The organism is Sphingomonas sp. 3-13AW, assembly GCF_049311085.1.
Lineage (GTDB): Bacteria > Pseudomonadota > Alphaproteobacteria > Sphingomonadales > Sphingomonadaceae > Sphingomonas.
Window position 1 is genome coordinate 129,661 of record NZ_JASNVZ010000005.1, and the last position, 13,645, is coordinate 143,305.

The window sequence follows — 13,645 nt, forward strand, 5'->3', positions numbered from 1 at the left end:
GAGCGCAGCGGCGCGCCCGTGCCTTTCCTGCCTACTGGAATGCCTGTTGGAATCGGTAACGATCGTTCTTGTGCTGCTGCTCGCAGTAGTGGTCAGCGGTGCGATATCGCGGATGCTGCCGTTCACGGTTCCAAAGCCTCTGGTGCAGATCGCCCTCGGTGCGGCGATCGGGCTCGCCGCCGACTGGCGGGTCGCGCTGGAACCGGAGTTGTTCTTCTTCCTGTTTCTGCCGCCCCTCCTGTTCCTCGACGGGTGGCGGATCCCCAAGGACGAACTGTTCAAGGACATCTCCACGGTCGTGGAACTCGCCCTCGGCCTCGTCATCCTGACCGTGGTGGGCATGGGGCTGTTCATCCATTGGATGATCCCGGCGATGCCGCTGGCGGTGGCGTTCGCTCTGGCCGCAGTGGTGTCGCCGACCGACCCCATCGCCGTTTCGGCCATCGCGGCGCGTGTGCCCATTCCCAAACGGATGATGCACATCCTGGAAGGAGAGTCGCTGCTCAACGACGCTTCGGGTCTTGTCTGCCTGCGCTTTGCGGTCGCGGCCGCGCTCACCGGCACCTTCTCCGCCTATAACGCTGCGCTCAACTTCCTGTGGGTGGCCTTCGGTGGGCTCGCGATCGGCATTGCGGTCACGATGGCCGTGACCTGGGTCAAGTTTCGCGTATCGCGCCGCTTCGGTGAGGATGTGGGCTCCCAGATCCTGGTGAGCCTGCTGATCCCGTTCGGTTCCTACCTGCTGGCGGAGCATTTCCATTGCTCCGGCATCCTCGCGGCGGTCGCTGCGGGCGTCACGATGAGCTTCGCCGAGATTTCCCGTCAGGCGCTGCCTGCCACCCGGATGCGGCGCAACTCGGTATGGGACATGATCCAGTTCACTGCGAACGGCATCATCTTCGTGTTGCTTGGCGAGCAGCTGCCGGCGATCCTTCACGGTGCCACGGAGACGGTGGAGCAGACCGGGCATCATCATGCAGGCTGGCTCGCCATCTATGTGCTCGCAATCACCCTGGGCCTCGCCGCATTGCGGTTCATGTGGGTGTGGGTGTCGCTGCGCCTGACGCTGCTGCGCCGTCGAACCCGCGACGACGACTCGAAGAGCCCTGAATGGCGCCTTGTTGCCGCGATGTCCTTTGCCGGCGTCCGTGGCGCGATCACGCTTGCCGGCGTGCTGACGCTGCCGCTGGTCGCGGCGGACGGGGCTCCGTTTCCCGCACGCGATCTCGCGATCTTCCTTGCGGCCGGCGTGATTGTCACGTCCCTGATCATTGCCAGCATCGGCCTCCCGCTGTTGCTTCGCGGGCTCCAGATGCCGAGTGACCACTCCGCGCAGGCACAGGAAGACGCCGCCCGCGTTGCTGCCGCAGAGGCGGCGATCTGCGAGATCGAGCGCGTCCAGCACGAACTTGCCGCAGGCCGCCCGGATGCTGACGTGTACGCCGCTGCGGGCGCACGGATCATGGACCTCTACCGCGACCGCATCGAATCGCGCAGCCAGCAGGGCGCGGCCGCGGAAGCGGCACGCCGCGAAGGCAGCATCGAACGCGAACTGCGGCTGGCGGGCCTCCGCGCCGAGCGCGCGGCCATCTTTCGGAGCACGCGGGAGCGCAATCTGGGCAGCGAAACCGCCAACAGGCTGGTCCGCGAACTCGACCTGCTGGAAGCGCGCTATCGGAGTTGAGCGGCTTCTCTTCCTTACGGGGCGCCGCCGGGTTCGCCGTTACGCGGCGTCAGGGCCGTAAGGTTAGAAGAACAGGCAGAATTTCTTGGCGCATCTTGCTCGGACTGGTATTCAGCGCCGGGGGGAACTTAACGAGCGGGGACCGCTCAGGAGGCTGATCATGCGTCTAAGCAATCTTCTTGTTGCCATTGCTGCGTCGTCGCTCATGGCCGCGCCGGCGATGGCCGGCTCGGCGTCGTCGCTTTCTGTCGTGAAGGCATCGACCTCGGCAAAACGTGCCAACGCCCTTGGCGCTGGTGGTCCGCCGCTGCCCATTATCATCGTCGGCATCGCGTTCGTCGTCGGTGCGGTCATCGTCCTGGCGGATGACAACGACGATAAGGACCGGCCCGACAGCAACTAAGCTCGCAGATGGAAAATGGCGGCCTGGAGCCGCCATTTTCTTGGCTGCTTACACAGGTGATCCAAGGTGACACTGTGGAGCGCGATCCGCATGGGCGACTGATGCCCGACCTTTTTCGCGCTTACCTCGGCGCATCGACGCACTTTGCTAATGCGAGCGACTTGCAATGTCGCGCGGCGCCTTCTATCCGGCCCCGATCAAGGGGGACGCATGAAGATCGTAGTTGGAGCCGCAGTCGTTGCCGGTCTTTGGTCGGTAGGCGCGAATGCGCAGGAGGTGTCCAGCGGGCGGGATGCGAGTGAAGATCGGCCGGAGGACGTCGTCGTCACGGCCGCGCGGACCGTGTTGCCGGCGAGTGCACTGCCGCTCACGGTGGATGTCATCGACCGGGAGACCTTATCGCGCCAGGTAACGGTGTCCGGTTCGGTGGTGGATGCAGTGTCGGCGCTGCTGCCTGCCTTCTCTCCCACCCGCGAAAAGATCACCGGCGTCGGGGAAACCCTGCGCGGACGTTCGCCGCTCTATGCGATCAACGGCATTCCCCAGACCACGCCGATCCGCGACGGCGGACGCGACGGCTACACGATCGATCCGTTCTTCATAGATCGGGTGGAGGTCATCTACGGGTCCAACGCACTGCAGGGCATCGGTGCCACCGGTGGCGTCGTCAATCAGGTGACCGCACGCGCCCCGCTACAGGATGGCTGGAGCGGACGTACGCTTCTGCAGGGCAATGCCGGTGACGATTTCTCCGGCGCGTCGCTGGGCGGCAAGATCGCCGGTCTCGTCAATTTCCGCAGCGGACGGGTGGATGCCACAGCCGGCGCGGCGTTCGAACGGCGTGGTGTCTTCCTGGACGGGCGCGGAAGGCGGATCGGCTATGACGGCAACCAGAGCGAGATCCAGGATACCGACAGCCTGTCCTTTTTCGGACGGGTCGGCGTGCAACTGTCGGATACTGCCCGCCTTGAGGTGATCGGCAACCGCTTCCGGCTGGAGGGAAACAACCATTATGTGCCCGTGGAGGGCAGTCGCGTGCTGGGCATCCCGGCGACGACCCGCCGTGGAAAGACGCCGGGCCTGCCCTCCACCGGGCTTGCAGAAATGGCGTTGGCTTCGCTGACCGACAGCGACCTCGGCGGCGGCGCGTTTACGCTGCAGGGCTTCTACAACCGCACCAGCGACACCTTTGCCGGCGGCATTCTTGCGACCTTCCAGGACGCCAGGATCGCGCCGGTCGGGACGTTGTTCGAACAATCGCGCAACGTCTCGCGCAAGCTCGGCGGCAAGCTCAGCTACGAACGCGCAGTGCCGGGTTTCGAGGCGTTGACCGTTACCCTTGGCTTCGATGCGCTGATCGATCGCACCGCGCAAAGCCTGGTGCATACCGGCCGCACCTGGGTCCCGCAGACCGACTTCCGCAGCCTGGCGCCTTTCGGCCAGACCAACCTCAAGCTGTTCGACGGCCTTGTCCGGCTGAACGGTGGCGTCCGTTACGAGAACGTTCAACTGGACATCCCCGATTATACGACGCTTGCCTCCTCCGGCTCGCGCTTCGTCACTGGCGGCAAGCCGTCCTTTAAGCGCGCGCTGTGGAACGGCGGCGTCGTGATCGAGCCGGCCAAGGGCGTCCGCGCCTATGGCAGCTATGCCGAGGGCTATACGATCGCGGATATCGGGCGCGTGCTGCGCGGTATCAGCCAGCCGAACGTTCGTATCGAGGAGTATCTCGATCTGACGCCCGTCACCTCGAACAACCGGGAAGTCGGTGTCGAAGTGGCGCAAGGTCCGCTGACCGCCAGTGCTACCTATTACTGGTCGTCGAGCGATGCCGGGCAGGTGCTGGTCCGCAACGACGACGGCATCTTCAACGTCGTCCGGCAGCCGATCGACATAGAAGGGCTCGAACTCAACCTCGATACGCGCACGCCGCTGCCGGGGCTCAAGTTCGGGGTGGGCTATTCCCATGTGCTCGGCCGCACCGACACCAATGGGGACGGTGTGCTGGACGCGGACCTTGATGGCGCCAATATTTCGCCGGATCGGCTCAACCTGAATGCAGACTATAGCAACGGACCGTTCAGCGCGCGGGTGCAGGGGCGCTATTATCTCTCGCGTCGTTTCGATGGTCAGCCGGCCGCCAACAACTTCGCGGGCTATCACCTTTTCGATGCCTATCTCGCCTATGAGCTTTCGATCGGGCGCGTGATGTTGAGCGTCCAGAACCTCGGCAACACGGATTACGTCACCTATTACAGCGACACCCAGGGACCGACCGACAACGCGCGCTTCTATACCGGGCGCGGCCGCAACTTCACGCTGAGCTGGCAAGCCGCGTTCTGATGCGCCTGCTCTCCCTGCTCCATCGATGGGTCGGTGCCGTGGTGGGGGCGCTGCTCGCGCTGCTGGGTGTCACCGGCGCGCTGCTGGTGTGGCGCGACGCGCTGACCTTCGTCCCGCACGCGAGCGACCGGCCGGCACAGGATCCGGTATCGCTAGGTCAGGTCGTCGATGCACTGGCAGGCGGTGAAAAGCAGGTCGACCGTGTCACCTTCGCCGGGGACGGGCTGGGTGTGCACCAGGCGATCTTCGCCGACGGGAGCGGCGCCTATCTGGACCAGACCGGCCGGGTCGTGGCGCAGTGGGCGAGCAGCTGGGAGCGGCCTGAACTCTGGCTGTTCGATCTGCACCATCGCCTGTTCCTGGGGGATTTCGGTGAGACGGTGACCGGGATCGCCGGGTTGATCGGGCTGTTCTTCGTCGTCAGCGGGATCATCCTGTGGTGGCGGATGCGGTCGCGCTTCAGGCCACGGCTCTGGCCCGTGAAGATGACTCCCGGCGCGATCGTGCATCATCATCGCGACCTCGGCGTCCTGACTGCGCCGCTGCTCCTGCTCTCGCTTTTGACAGGCGTAATGATGGTACTGCCGGCGGTCGGCGAATTCCTGCTGTCGCCGCTCGGCCCGGAACAACGGCCCCGCGTTCCCACGGCCTTGATCGCGCCGGCGCCCACGCGCGATCTGGAAAAGCTGTTCGTCGTTGCGGCAACACGGTTTCCCGATGCCGAACCACGGCGGCTCCAGTGGCCGCGCAGCCCTGGTAAGCCGATCGTGCTGCGCTTGCGGCAGTCGTTCGAATGGACGCCGAACGGCCGTACCTACCTCTATTTCGATCCCGGCACGCTGGAAGTGATCGGCGAGGCCGATGCGGCGACCGCCGGCCTGCACGCGTCTGCCCGGGAAAAGCTCTACCCGCTTCATGCGGCAAAGGTTGGCGGACTGGCCTGGAAGCTCGCCATGACGGCCTCGGGCCTGGCGCTGGCGCTGCTCGGGAGCCTCGCCGTCTATGGCTTCTGGCGGACCCGCTGGAACACGCGCGTCGCGCGGCAGAAGCGCCTGTCCCGTGCCCTGCAACCGCAAGGATCGTCCGGAAGCGTCCAATGAATACTGCGCGTGCGACCTCAACTTCAGGCAGACAGTAAAGCTAGGCCGCTACACTTGCGTCAGACTTGCGCGCGTCATAGTCTGTGGGAATGAAGACCTTCACCCCTATTGCCGCGCTGATCCTGTGCTGGTTCATCGGCATCATCGTCGGCAAGCCGGGGCTATGGTTCCCGCTGGGTTTTGTGGCGATGATCGCGGTCGCGCTGGTGCAGAAGCATCGGAACTCCTCCTCGGGATAAGTCGCGGCGGCGGCTTCAACAGCCGCCTCTGCTGATCCTCCGCCACCGGAATAGCTGCGTTTCCGCGCGCTGCCGCGAAGCGATGGTGCTCAGCCCCTATGTAAGGCGCGAGATCAGGCCTGGCCGGGGACGGCATCAGGCCGCATCAGGAGTGCGCCATGAAGAAGATCGGGTTCCTTTCGTTCGGCCATTGGTCGTCATCGTCACAATCGGCGACCCGTTCTGCCTCGGATGTGCTCCTGCAGTCGATCGACCTTGCCGTTGCCGCTGAGGAGCTCGGCGCCGATGGCGCCTATTTCCGTGTGCACCATTTCGCGCAGCAGCTTGCATCACCGTTTCCGCTGCTTGCCGCCGTCGGAGCCCGGACCAGCCGGATCGAGATCGGCACCGGCGTGATCGACATGCGCTACGAGAACCCGTTCTACATGACGGAAGACGCCGGCGCTGCCGACCTCATCAGTCGTGGTCGGCTGCAACTGGGCATCAGTCGCGGATCGCCCGAACAGGTGGTCGAGGGGTGGCGCCACTTCGGCTATGCGCCTCGCCCGGGCGAGAGCGATGCGGACATGGGCCGCCGACATGCGGAGGTCTTCCTCGACCTGCTGAACGGAAAAGGGTTTGCGCAGCCGAGCCCGAACCCGATGTTTCCGAACCCGCCGGGGTTGCTGCGCATCGAACCGCATTCGCCAGGGCTTCGGCGGCGTATCTGGTGGGGCTCCGCGTCCAACGCCACTGCGGTCTGGGCCGCGGAGCGCGGCATGAACCTGCAAAGCTCGACCTTGAAGGCGGACGAGAGCGGCGAGCCGCTCCACGTTCAGCAGGCGAAGCAGATCCGGCTTTATCGGCAGGCATGGCGGGCGGCGGGGCATGACTGGGAGCCGCGCGTTTCCGTCTCGCGTTCGATCTTCCCGCTGATGAACGACGTCGATCGCGCCTATTTCGGGCGCGGCGGCAGCACCGACCAGATCGGGATGATCGACAATATGCGCGCGGTGTTCGGTCGCTCCTACGCGGCCGAGCCGGAACTGCTGATCGCGCAACTCCAGGCGGACGAGGCCATTGCGGAGGCCGACACGCTGTTGCTCACCGTCCCGAACCAGCTTGGCGTCGACTATAACGCCCATGTACTCGAAGAGATTCTTACCCAGGTTGCTCCGGCGCTGGGCTGGCGTTGACACCGTCTCCCACGTGTCACGAACTTGTCACACCCACCCTCCAAGGGGTGCGGGGGCGCAGCTGCAGAGGGCCTTCCCAGAAGGTGGCGGTAGGGGGCCTGCTAAACAGGCGGATATCCACTATATCATTGGCGGCATGCGCGCTGCGATCAGACGGCGCGCCGCCAGAGCTCGTGTGTTCGCCTGTTTCGGTGTCCGCTCAACCATGAAGGGCAGTGCTGCGTGCGAGAAGTTGAACTGAAGCTCGACCTGACCGAGGCGGCTGCGGAGGCGCTCCAAGCCTCGGACTTACTGCCAGACGCCCCGGACATCCGCGAGCTCCTGGCCGTCTATTTCGACACGCCGGAACAGGATCTCGCCCGGGCGGGCATTTCCCTGCGCATCCGCTCCGCGGGCGAAGATCGGATCCAGACCGTCAAGGCGGATGGGGCGGGCAGTGCGGGGCTGTTCGCACGATCCGAGTGGGAGGTGCCGGTCGACGGCAACGACCCGATCCTGGACGATTCCACGCCGGTGAAAGCGCTCCTGGGCAAGCGTACCCAACACATCGCGCCGCAGTTTGAAGTGCGTGTCGAACGCCGCGGGTGGCTGCTGAAAGAGGGCAAGGCCGAGATCGAGGTCGTGCTCGATCGCGGGGAGGTGGGTGCCGGCGAGGGCGCTGCTCCGATCTGCGAGCTCGAACTGGAGCTCAAGGCGGGCAGCCCGGCGGCCTTGTTCGCGCTCGCCCGGAAGATCGACGCGTTGGCCCCCGTGCGTCTCGGCGTCCTCACCAAGGCGGAGCGCGGCTATCGGCTTTCGGAGCCGCAGCGCCCGGCGTTCAAGGCGGAGCCGGTACTGCTGAGAGTCGGGGCCACCGCTGCCGAGGCGTTCCAGCACATCGCGCACGCCTGTATCCGGCAGTTCCGGCTGAACGAAACAGCCCTTGCGGTGAGCCGCTCTCCAGAGGCGCTGCATCAGGCCCGCGTCGCGCTGCGCCGTCTGCGCTCCGCCTTTTCGATCTTCAAACCGCTGTTTGCGGAGGATGCGCGTGCGGCCGCGCTTCGGGAGGAACTTCGCTGGCTGGCTGGCACGCTCGGCGCAGCGCGCGACCTCGACGTGCTGCTCGCGCGCGCGCCGGTCGGCGCGTTGTCCGAGCGGATCGAGGAGGCGCGGGAGGCAGCGTATGGGCAGGTCGAAGAAGCGTTGGGGTCGCCGCGGGCACGCGCGGCTATGCTTGAACTGGCCGAATGGCTTGCTGACGGGAGCTGGTTGCTGGCTGCCGACACCCGCGACCGTCGAGGCGAGCCGGTTCGGGAATTCGCGATGACGACGCTCCGGCGGTTTCGGAAAGCGGTGAAGAGACAGGGCCGCAACCTGAAGAAGCTCGATGACGAGGCCCGGCATGACCTTCGCAAGAGCGCCAAGAAGCTGCGCTATGCCAGCGAGTTCTTTTCCGCGCTCTTCGAGGGGCGGCCCCGGCGGTATCGGCGCTTCATCGCGGCGCTGGAGGATCTGCAGGATCGGCTCGGCGCGCTCAACGACTTGGCCGCCGCCCCAGAGGTGATGCACAGCACGGGGTTGTCCGACGATCCCGAGGCAGATGCACTGCTGGCGGGCGGAAAGCGCAAGGCGTTAATCGGCGCTGCGGCAGACGCGCACGAGACGCTTGTTGATCGGAAACGCTTCTGGCGTTAGCTCCTGTCGTTCCCGAGCGGATCAGGGTGTGAGCTAAGGGCGGCTTCTCCTACGCAGCCAGTCAGCGTTTGGGGGCGCCCGAGAGATATTCCTCTTCGGTAACGTGCTCCATCCAGGTCACTGCGGAGCCGTCGACCGCTTCCTGGATCGCGATATGGGTCATCCCCGTGCTGCGCGTCGCCCCGTGCCAATGTTTTTGATCGGGCGGAAACCACAGCACATCGCCGGCATGGAACTCCACCCTCGGGCCGCCCTCGACCTGAGCCCAGCCGATGCCCTCGGTGACGAGCAGCGACTGACCGGCCGGGTGCGTGTGCCACGCAGTCCGCGCGCCCGGCTCGAAGTGAACGATTGCGCCGCTGGTGCGGGCCGGGGAAGGGCGCTGGAACTGCCCTGTGATCGTGACCTTGCCGGTAAAATACTCGGCCGGCCCATCGACGGTCTTCAGATCGGCCTTGCGGATGACTTCCATGCAATCTCTCCGTCCCGAAGAGCGGCGCGGTATCGTGCTTAGCTAACGCGCAGATAGCGCGAAGGATCATCGCGGTGCTGCGCGAGCAGGAAACCGGGATGAAGACCGCCGACGTGTGCCGCAAGCACGGCATCAGCAGCGCGACGCTGTACGCGTGGAAGGCGAAGTACGCCGGCATGGACGTGTCGCAGGCGCGCAAGCTGAAGGTGCTCGAGGAGGAGAACGGCCGGCTCAAACGGCTGCTGACGAATGCGATGTTCGACAATGCCGTGCTGAAGGAGGTGGCGGGAAAAAACTGGTGAAGGTCGCGGCGGAACGTCGCCGCTTCGGCTACCGGCGGCTAGGGATCATGCTGGCCCGTGAGGGGCTGGTCATGAACCACAAGAAGCTGCTGCGGCTCTACCGAGAGGAGAGCCTGCGGGTGCGTCGTCGTCGTGGCCGCAAGCGAGCGATCAGCACGAGAGAACCGATGGCGCTGCCGCGGGGGCCAAACCCGCGGTGAAGCCTCGATTTCGTCAGCGATACGCTGATCAGTCGCCGGCGCATTCGCATCCTTGCGGTGGTCGACACCTCATCGTCGGGCGCGCGTGTCGCTCGCGAGCTCGATGCCATCATTGCGGCCGGGGGCAGGCCACCGCTGATGATCGTAAACGACAACGGTACCGAACTGACCAGCTTGGCGATCCTGAGATGGACGCAGGACCGGCTTGTCGAGTGGCACTACATCGCGCCCGCCAAGCTGCAGCAGAACGGCCATGTCGAGAGCTTCAACGGCCGTCTGCGTGACGAATGCCTCAACGAGACGCTGTTCGTGTCGCTCGGTCATGCCCGCTCGGTGCTGCGGCTCTGGCGCGACGACTACAACCACGTGCGACCGCATAGCGGGATAGGCGGACTGACGCCCGCCGATGCTGCCAGGCGGATTGTGCAACACCGCCCCGAGGAGCACCATACCAGCCCGGACTCCAGGTATAACTGGTAGAGCTTTGGGGAGCACGTCAGGTGCTGCAAGCCCCTCCTCAACCACGGCACCCCAGGAAAACGCGTAGGTAGAGTACCTACTTCGCGAGCTTTCAGCGCTTCGTATGAAGGATTCGCAAATCCTGATTACAGGGGCGGTCGTAAAATGCGGCAAGGGCAAGTTTGCACAACAGGGGCGGAGTGTTTGATTGCACTGCGCGCTTCGAGAGAGTCAGGACGTGGGAAGGGCTTTCCGTGAGTCCGCTCAGGGGACTTGGCGCCGGCGATGCCACAGCAACGAAAAAAGCTCGCGGAGCACGAAATCGGTCGGGCGTCACTGCCCGGCGCATTCTCGCGATACGGCAAGGAGGGCCGTCGAGAGCTACGCTGACGTTCTGTCTGGCGGTGATCGCTGGTGCCTTCGCCGTACCCGCCGAGGCCCAAGTAAATGAGCAAGCAGCGGACAAGCCGACGCCCGCCTCCGCGGAGCCAGAAGCGCCGGAGATCGTCGTCTTTGGTCGCGGCGAGGCGAAGATCGGGGTTGCCCATGCCGCCAGCGAGGGGACGGTGGCTGGCGCGGACTTGCTCGTCAGGCCGCTGCTGCGCGTATCGGAACTGTTGGAAGCGGTACCCGGCATGGTGGCCGCGCAGCATTCCGGCAGCGGGAAGGCGAACCAGTATTTTCTGCGCGGCTTCAACCTCGATCACGGGTCTGACTTCACCACCTACATCGATGGCGTGCAGATGAACCTGAGGACCCACGGCCACGGCCAGGGCTATCTGGATCTCAATGGCCTGATCCCTGAGATCATCGCGCGGGAGGATTTCCGGAAAGGCCCGTACCGTGCCGATGGCGGCGACTTCGCGCTGGCCGGTGCGGCCTATATGACGACGATCGACAGCTATGACCGTCCGTGGGCTTCGCTTGAAGGCGGATCCTATGGATATGGCCGCGTGGCTGCAGGCGGCACGATTGACGGAGTTGGCGCGGGCAAGCTGACGCTAGTTGCCCAGGCGAAGATATATGACGGGCCATGGCAGCAGCCGGAGCGTCTCCGGCACGGCTCAGCATTTGCAAAGTACATCGCTCCGCTTGGCTCAGGCTCGATCGAGGCGTCGCTCAACGCCTATCACGGGACCTGGCGACCGACGGAGCAGATACCGGAAAGGATCATCGGTTCGGCGATATGCCCCGATGTGTTCTGTTCGCCCGACCCCTCCGCACGCGGCCGCACGACACGAGTGATTGGCAACATTGCCGTCCGACAGGCGGACTGGCGCGCGAACCTCTATGGCCAGTTCTACGACTGGGCGATGACCTCCAACCCGACCTACGCAGAGGCGGATGGGACGAGCGCGCAGATCCGCCAATTCGACCGGCGATGGATCGTGGGTGGTCGCGGCGAAAAGCGCTGGACGCTTTCTCCGGCTCTGACGCTGACCGTCGGCACGGAGGCGCGCTACGATCACATCGGCAATGTCGGCGTATCACGCACGAGCGAACGAATGTTTCTGTTCTCGCTCGGGAGGTATCATGTCGAGGAAGTGTCGGCCGCGCTATATGGCGAGGCGACCTGGGAGCCGGTGCAGAACCTCCGCCTGATTGGCGGCGTGCGGGGCGACTACTATCATTATTCTGTCCGTGCCCGCGATGAAGCCGCGGCGCTGGCGGGCACGGGAAGAGGCCATGACGCAATCTTCTCTCCCAAGGTGTCGATCGCCTATTCCCTGACGCCGCACCTGGAGCTGTACGGCAACTGGGGGCGCGGATTTCACTCGAACGACGTGCGGGGCGCGGTCAATGTCGAGACGCCCGTGCCGGCGCTGGTCCGCGGCGAAGGCAAGGAAGTGGGCGTGCGCTGGCAGCTGTCGACCCTCACGCTGACCGCCACCTACTGGTGGCTGGATGTTGCGAGCGAGCTACGCTTCGTCGGGGATTCCAATGCCGTCGAGCCGACCGGCGCAAGCAAGCGCCGCGGCTATGAACTGGTCGCCTTCTGGCGTCCGGTGAGCTGGCTCGCGATCGACGGCAACTACACAGCCAGTCGCTCACGGTATGACAACGGCGACCGGGTACCCAATGCGTTCGAGAATGCGGCGTCCGCCGGCATCGCTCTCGTGCTCGATCCGTGGGAGGCGAGCCTGCGTCTGCGGCATCTCGGGCCGTATCCGCTGATCGAAGACAACAGCGTGCGGGACGACGGAAGCACCGTCTTCAACTTTCGCGCTGCAAGGAAGATTGGCCGGTTTCAGGTCTATGGCGAGGTGCTCAACATCCTGAACAGCCGGGACAAGGACATCGCCTATTTCTACGAATCCTATATCCCGTCGTTCGATCCGGACGGGCCGGTCGAAGGCCGCCTGAGCCGCGTGGTAGAACCGCGCACGCTGCGCCTGGGTGTTCGAGCCGAGTTTTAAGGATCGACGCTCCGCAGCAGAAGGCAGCGCGCGGGCAATGACGACACCCCCTCGGAGCGGGAGAAAGCGCCCGGCTTCATGAGGTAAACTGGGAATCCTCGCCTCGAAATCTGCCCCGATTCCGCAATCTTAGGTGTAGTTGCGTATTTGGCGGCTTGGTCGCCTCTTCTAAAGATCGGGCACCAAAACTGGCTTTGGTACGAGTGAAGTCGTTCCATGCGAGATCCGGCTGACGGCGCAATGATTGGGCGTCGCGGAAGCCCGTTGTCGCGACCGATGCAGAGATTCCAGTTTCGACTCGAAACAACGGAGATAGCGAGATGCCGTCACCAAAAGAAACCCGAAAGATCTATGAAGCCGGCTCCCAGGTGATGCCGGCGATCCATAAAGAGCAGGATTGGCCTTACGAGGTCCCACATACGCTCTATGAAGCCTATATCTGGCCGACGCACGATGTCGGCGGCCAACCCTGCCCCCCTCAAATATTCGAAGAGAAGGAGGACGAGGAGTGGGAGAACAACGTCTACATCACCTGCGAGGTCCTGGGTTTCAGGGGCATGTGGAATGCCGAGGAACGGCGTCGTCGCTATGCCAACGACATCGGCATGACGCTCTATTACGGCTTTCCCTACAACGCGCGCTGGATCTGGGGCGCGGCGAAAATGCTGGTCGACAAGGACTATTTCTCGCTGCTCGAGCTGCAGGAGAAGATCGCCGAGGTTAGGGAAAGGCTGGGGGTAAATTCGAACCGTGCCGGGCACGCTACGTCGAATATTGCCGCTGGTGCCCAGGTCAACATCACGACCCACACCCGAAGCACCGATAAAGCCGGGGAGCGCCCTGACTACGGACCCAAGCCCCCCTGGGAGCCTACGGGCGAAACCCTGCCGGGCCGTTTCAAGGTCGGCGACCGGGTTCGGGTAAAGGATCTGCCGGCGATCTTCTACACACGTACCCAGATGTACGCCCGCAACATGACGGGGACGATCGCTGCTCTGACGTATCCGGACCTCGTTCCCGCCGATGAGGCCTGGGACCGGTACGGCGCCCCGCAGCAGCAATATTACATCGTCCGGTTTCCGCAGAAGGAACTCTGGGCGGAGTATCCCTTCGAAAACGACACCCTTCAGAGCGAATATCCGGACATGTGGCTCGAGCCCGCGGAGTAACTGAAGGA

General features: G+C 64.5%; 10 protein-coding genes and 1 pseudogene. 10 read left to right on the forward strand and 1 reads right to left on the reverse strand.

The window, feature by feature from the left end; genetic code table 11:
• The first annotated feature begins 46 nt into the window (after positions 1–46).
• From QP045_RS08435 to QP045_RS08465, 7 genes are all read left to right on the forward strand, one after another.
• Positions 47–1,684, forward strand: a complete 1,638-nt coding sequence (locus QP045_RS08435; RefSeq protein WP_422514537.1) for a Na+/H+ antiporter — start codon at positions 47–49, stop codon at positions 1,682–1,684.
• Positions 1,685–1,844: 160 nt separating this feature from the next.
• The gene (locus QP045_RS08440) at positions 1,845–2,087 is read left to right on the forward strand and encodes a hypothetical protein (RefSeq protein ID WP_422514538.1); all 243 of its coding nucleotides are present in this window, start codon (positions 1,845–1,847) and stop codon (positions 2,085–2,087) included.
• Positions 2,088–2,297: 210 nt separating this feature from the next.
• Entirely contained in the window at positions 2,298–4,430 is a 2,133-nt protein-coding gene (locus QP045_RS08445; protein ID WP_422514539.1) for a TonB-dependent receptor, read from the forward strand.
• Entirely contained in the window at positions 4,430–5,530 is a 1,101-nt protein-coding gene (locus QP045_RS08450) for a PepSY-associated TM helix domain-containing protein (protein ID WP_422514540.1), read from the forward strand. Before QP045_RS08445 ends, QP045_RS08450 begins: the two co-directional genes overlap by 1 nt.
• A gap of 89 nt (positions 5,531–5,619) precedes the next feature.
• Positions 5,620–5,769 (forward strand): hypothetical protein, encoded by a 150-nt coding sequence (locus QP045_RS08455; RefSeq protein ID WP_422514541.1) that lies wholly within the window; start codon positions 5,620–5,622, stop codon positions 5,767–5,769.
• A gap of 158 nt (positions 5,770–5,927) precedes the next feature.
• Positions 5,928–6,944: an LLM class flavin-dependent oxidoreductase gene (locus QP045_RS08460; protein WP_422514542.1), complete on the forward strand. Its 1,017-nt coding sequence runs from the start codon at positions 5,928–5,930 to the stop codon at positions 6,942–6,944.
• A gap of 222 nt (positions 6,945–7,166) precedes the next feature.
• On the forward strand, positions 7,167–8,618 hold the full coding sequence (locus QP045_RS08465; protein ID WP_422514543.1) for a CHAD domain-containing protein: 1,452 nt from the start codon (positions 7,167–7,169) through the stop codon (positions 8,616–8,618).
• A gap of 61 nt (positions 8,619–8,679) precedes the next feature.
• Here QP045_RS08465 and QP045_RS08470 read toward each other — a convergent pair whose 3' ends face one another.
• Positions 8,680–9,090 (reverse strand): (R)-mandelonitrile lyase, encoded by a 411-nt coding sequence (locus QP045_RS08470; RefSeq protein ID WP_422514544.1) that lies wholly within the window; start codon positions 9,088–9,090, stop codon positions 8,680–8,682.
• A gap of 53 nt (positions 9,091–9,143) precedes the next feature.
• Between QP045_RS08470 and QP045_RS08475 the strand changes: the two are divergent.
• The 3 genes and pseudogenes from QP045_RS08475 (at position 9,144) to QP045_RS08485 (ending at position 13,637) form a co-directional block, all read left to right on the forward strand.
• A pseudogene (locus tag QP045_RS08475) lies at positions 9,144–10,072 on the forward strand (integrase core domain-containing protein).
• A gap of 386 nt (positions 10,073–10,458) precedes the next feature.
• Positions 10,459–12,468, forward strand: a complete 2,010-nt coding sequence (locus QP045_RS08480; RefSeq protein ID WP_422514628.1) for a TonB-dependent receptor — start codon at positions 10,459–10,461, stop codon at positions 12,466–12,468.
• A 320-nt stretch (positions 12,469–12,788) separates the two neighbouring features.
• Positions 12,789–13,637 carry an SH3-like domain-containing protein gene (locus QP045_RS08485; RefSeq protein ID WP_422514545.1) on the forward strand — a complete coding sequence of 283 codons (849 nt, stop codon included), beginning with the start codon at positions 12,789–12,791 and terminating at the stop codon, positions 13,635–13,637.
• Positions 13,638–13,645: the final 8 nt, after the last annotated feature.

Excerpts from the sequence above, each read along its gene's own strand:
- QP045_RS08485 (WP_422514545.1), top strand. The coding sequence starts at position 12,789 with ATGCCGTCACCAAAAGAAACCCGAAAGATCTATGAAGCCGGCTCCCAG.
- QP045_RS08445 (WP_422514539.1), top strand. The coding sequence starts at position 2,298 with ATGAAGATCGTAGTTGGAGCCGCAGTCGTTGCCGGTCTTTGGTCGGTA.
- QP045_RS08450 (WP_422514540.1), top strand. The coding sequence starts at position 4,430 with ATGCGCCTGCTCTCCCTGCTCCATCGATGGGTCGGTGCCGTGGTGGGG.
- QP045_RS08470 (WP_422514544.1), bottom strand. The coding sequence starts at position 9,090 with ATGGAAGTCATCCGCAAGGCCGATCTGAAGACCGTCGATGGGCCGGCC.
- QP045_RS08440 (WP_422514538.1), top strand. The coding sequence starts at position 1,845 with ATGCGTCTAAGCAATCTTCTTGTTGCCATTGCTGCGTCGTCGCTCATG.
- QP045_RS08460 (WP_422514542.1), top strand. The coding sequence starts at position 5,928 with ATGAAGAAGATCGGGTTCCTTTCGTTCGGCCATTGGTCGTCATCGTCA.
- QP045_RS08455 (WP_422514541.1), top strand. The coding sequence starts at position 5,620 with ATGAAGACCTTCACCCCTATTGCCGCGCTGATCCTGTGCTGGTTCATC.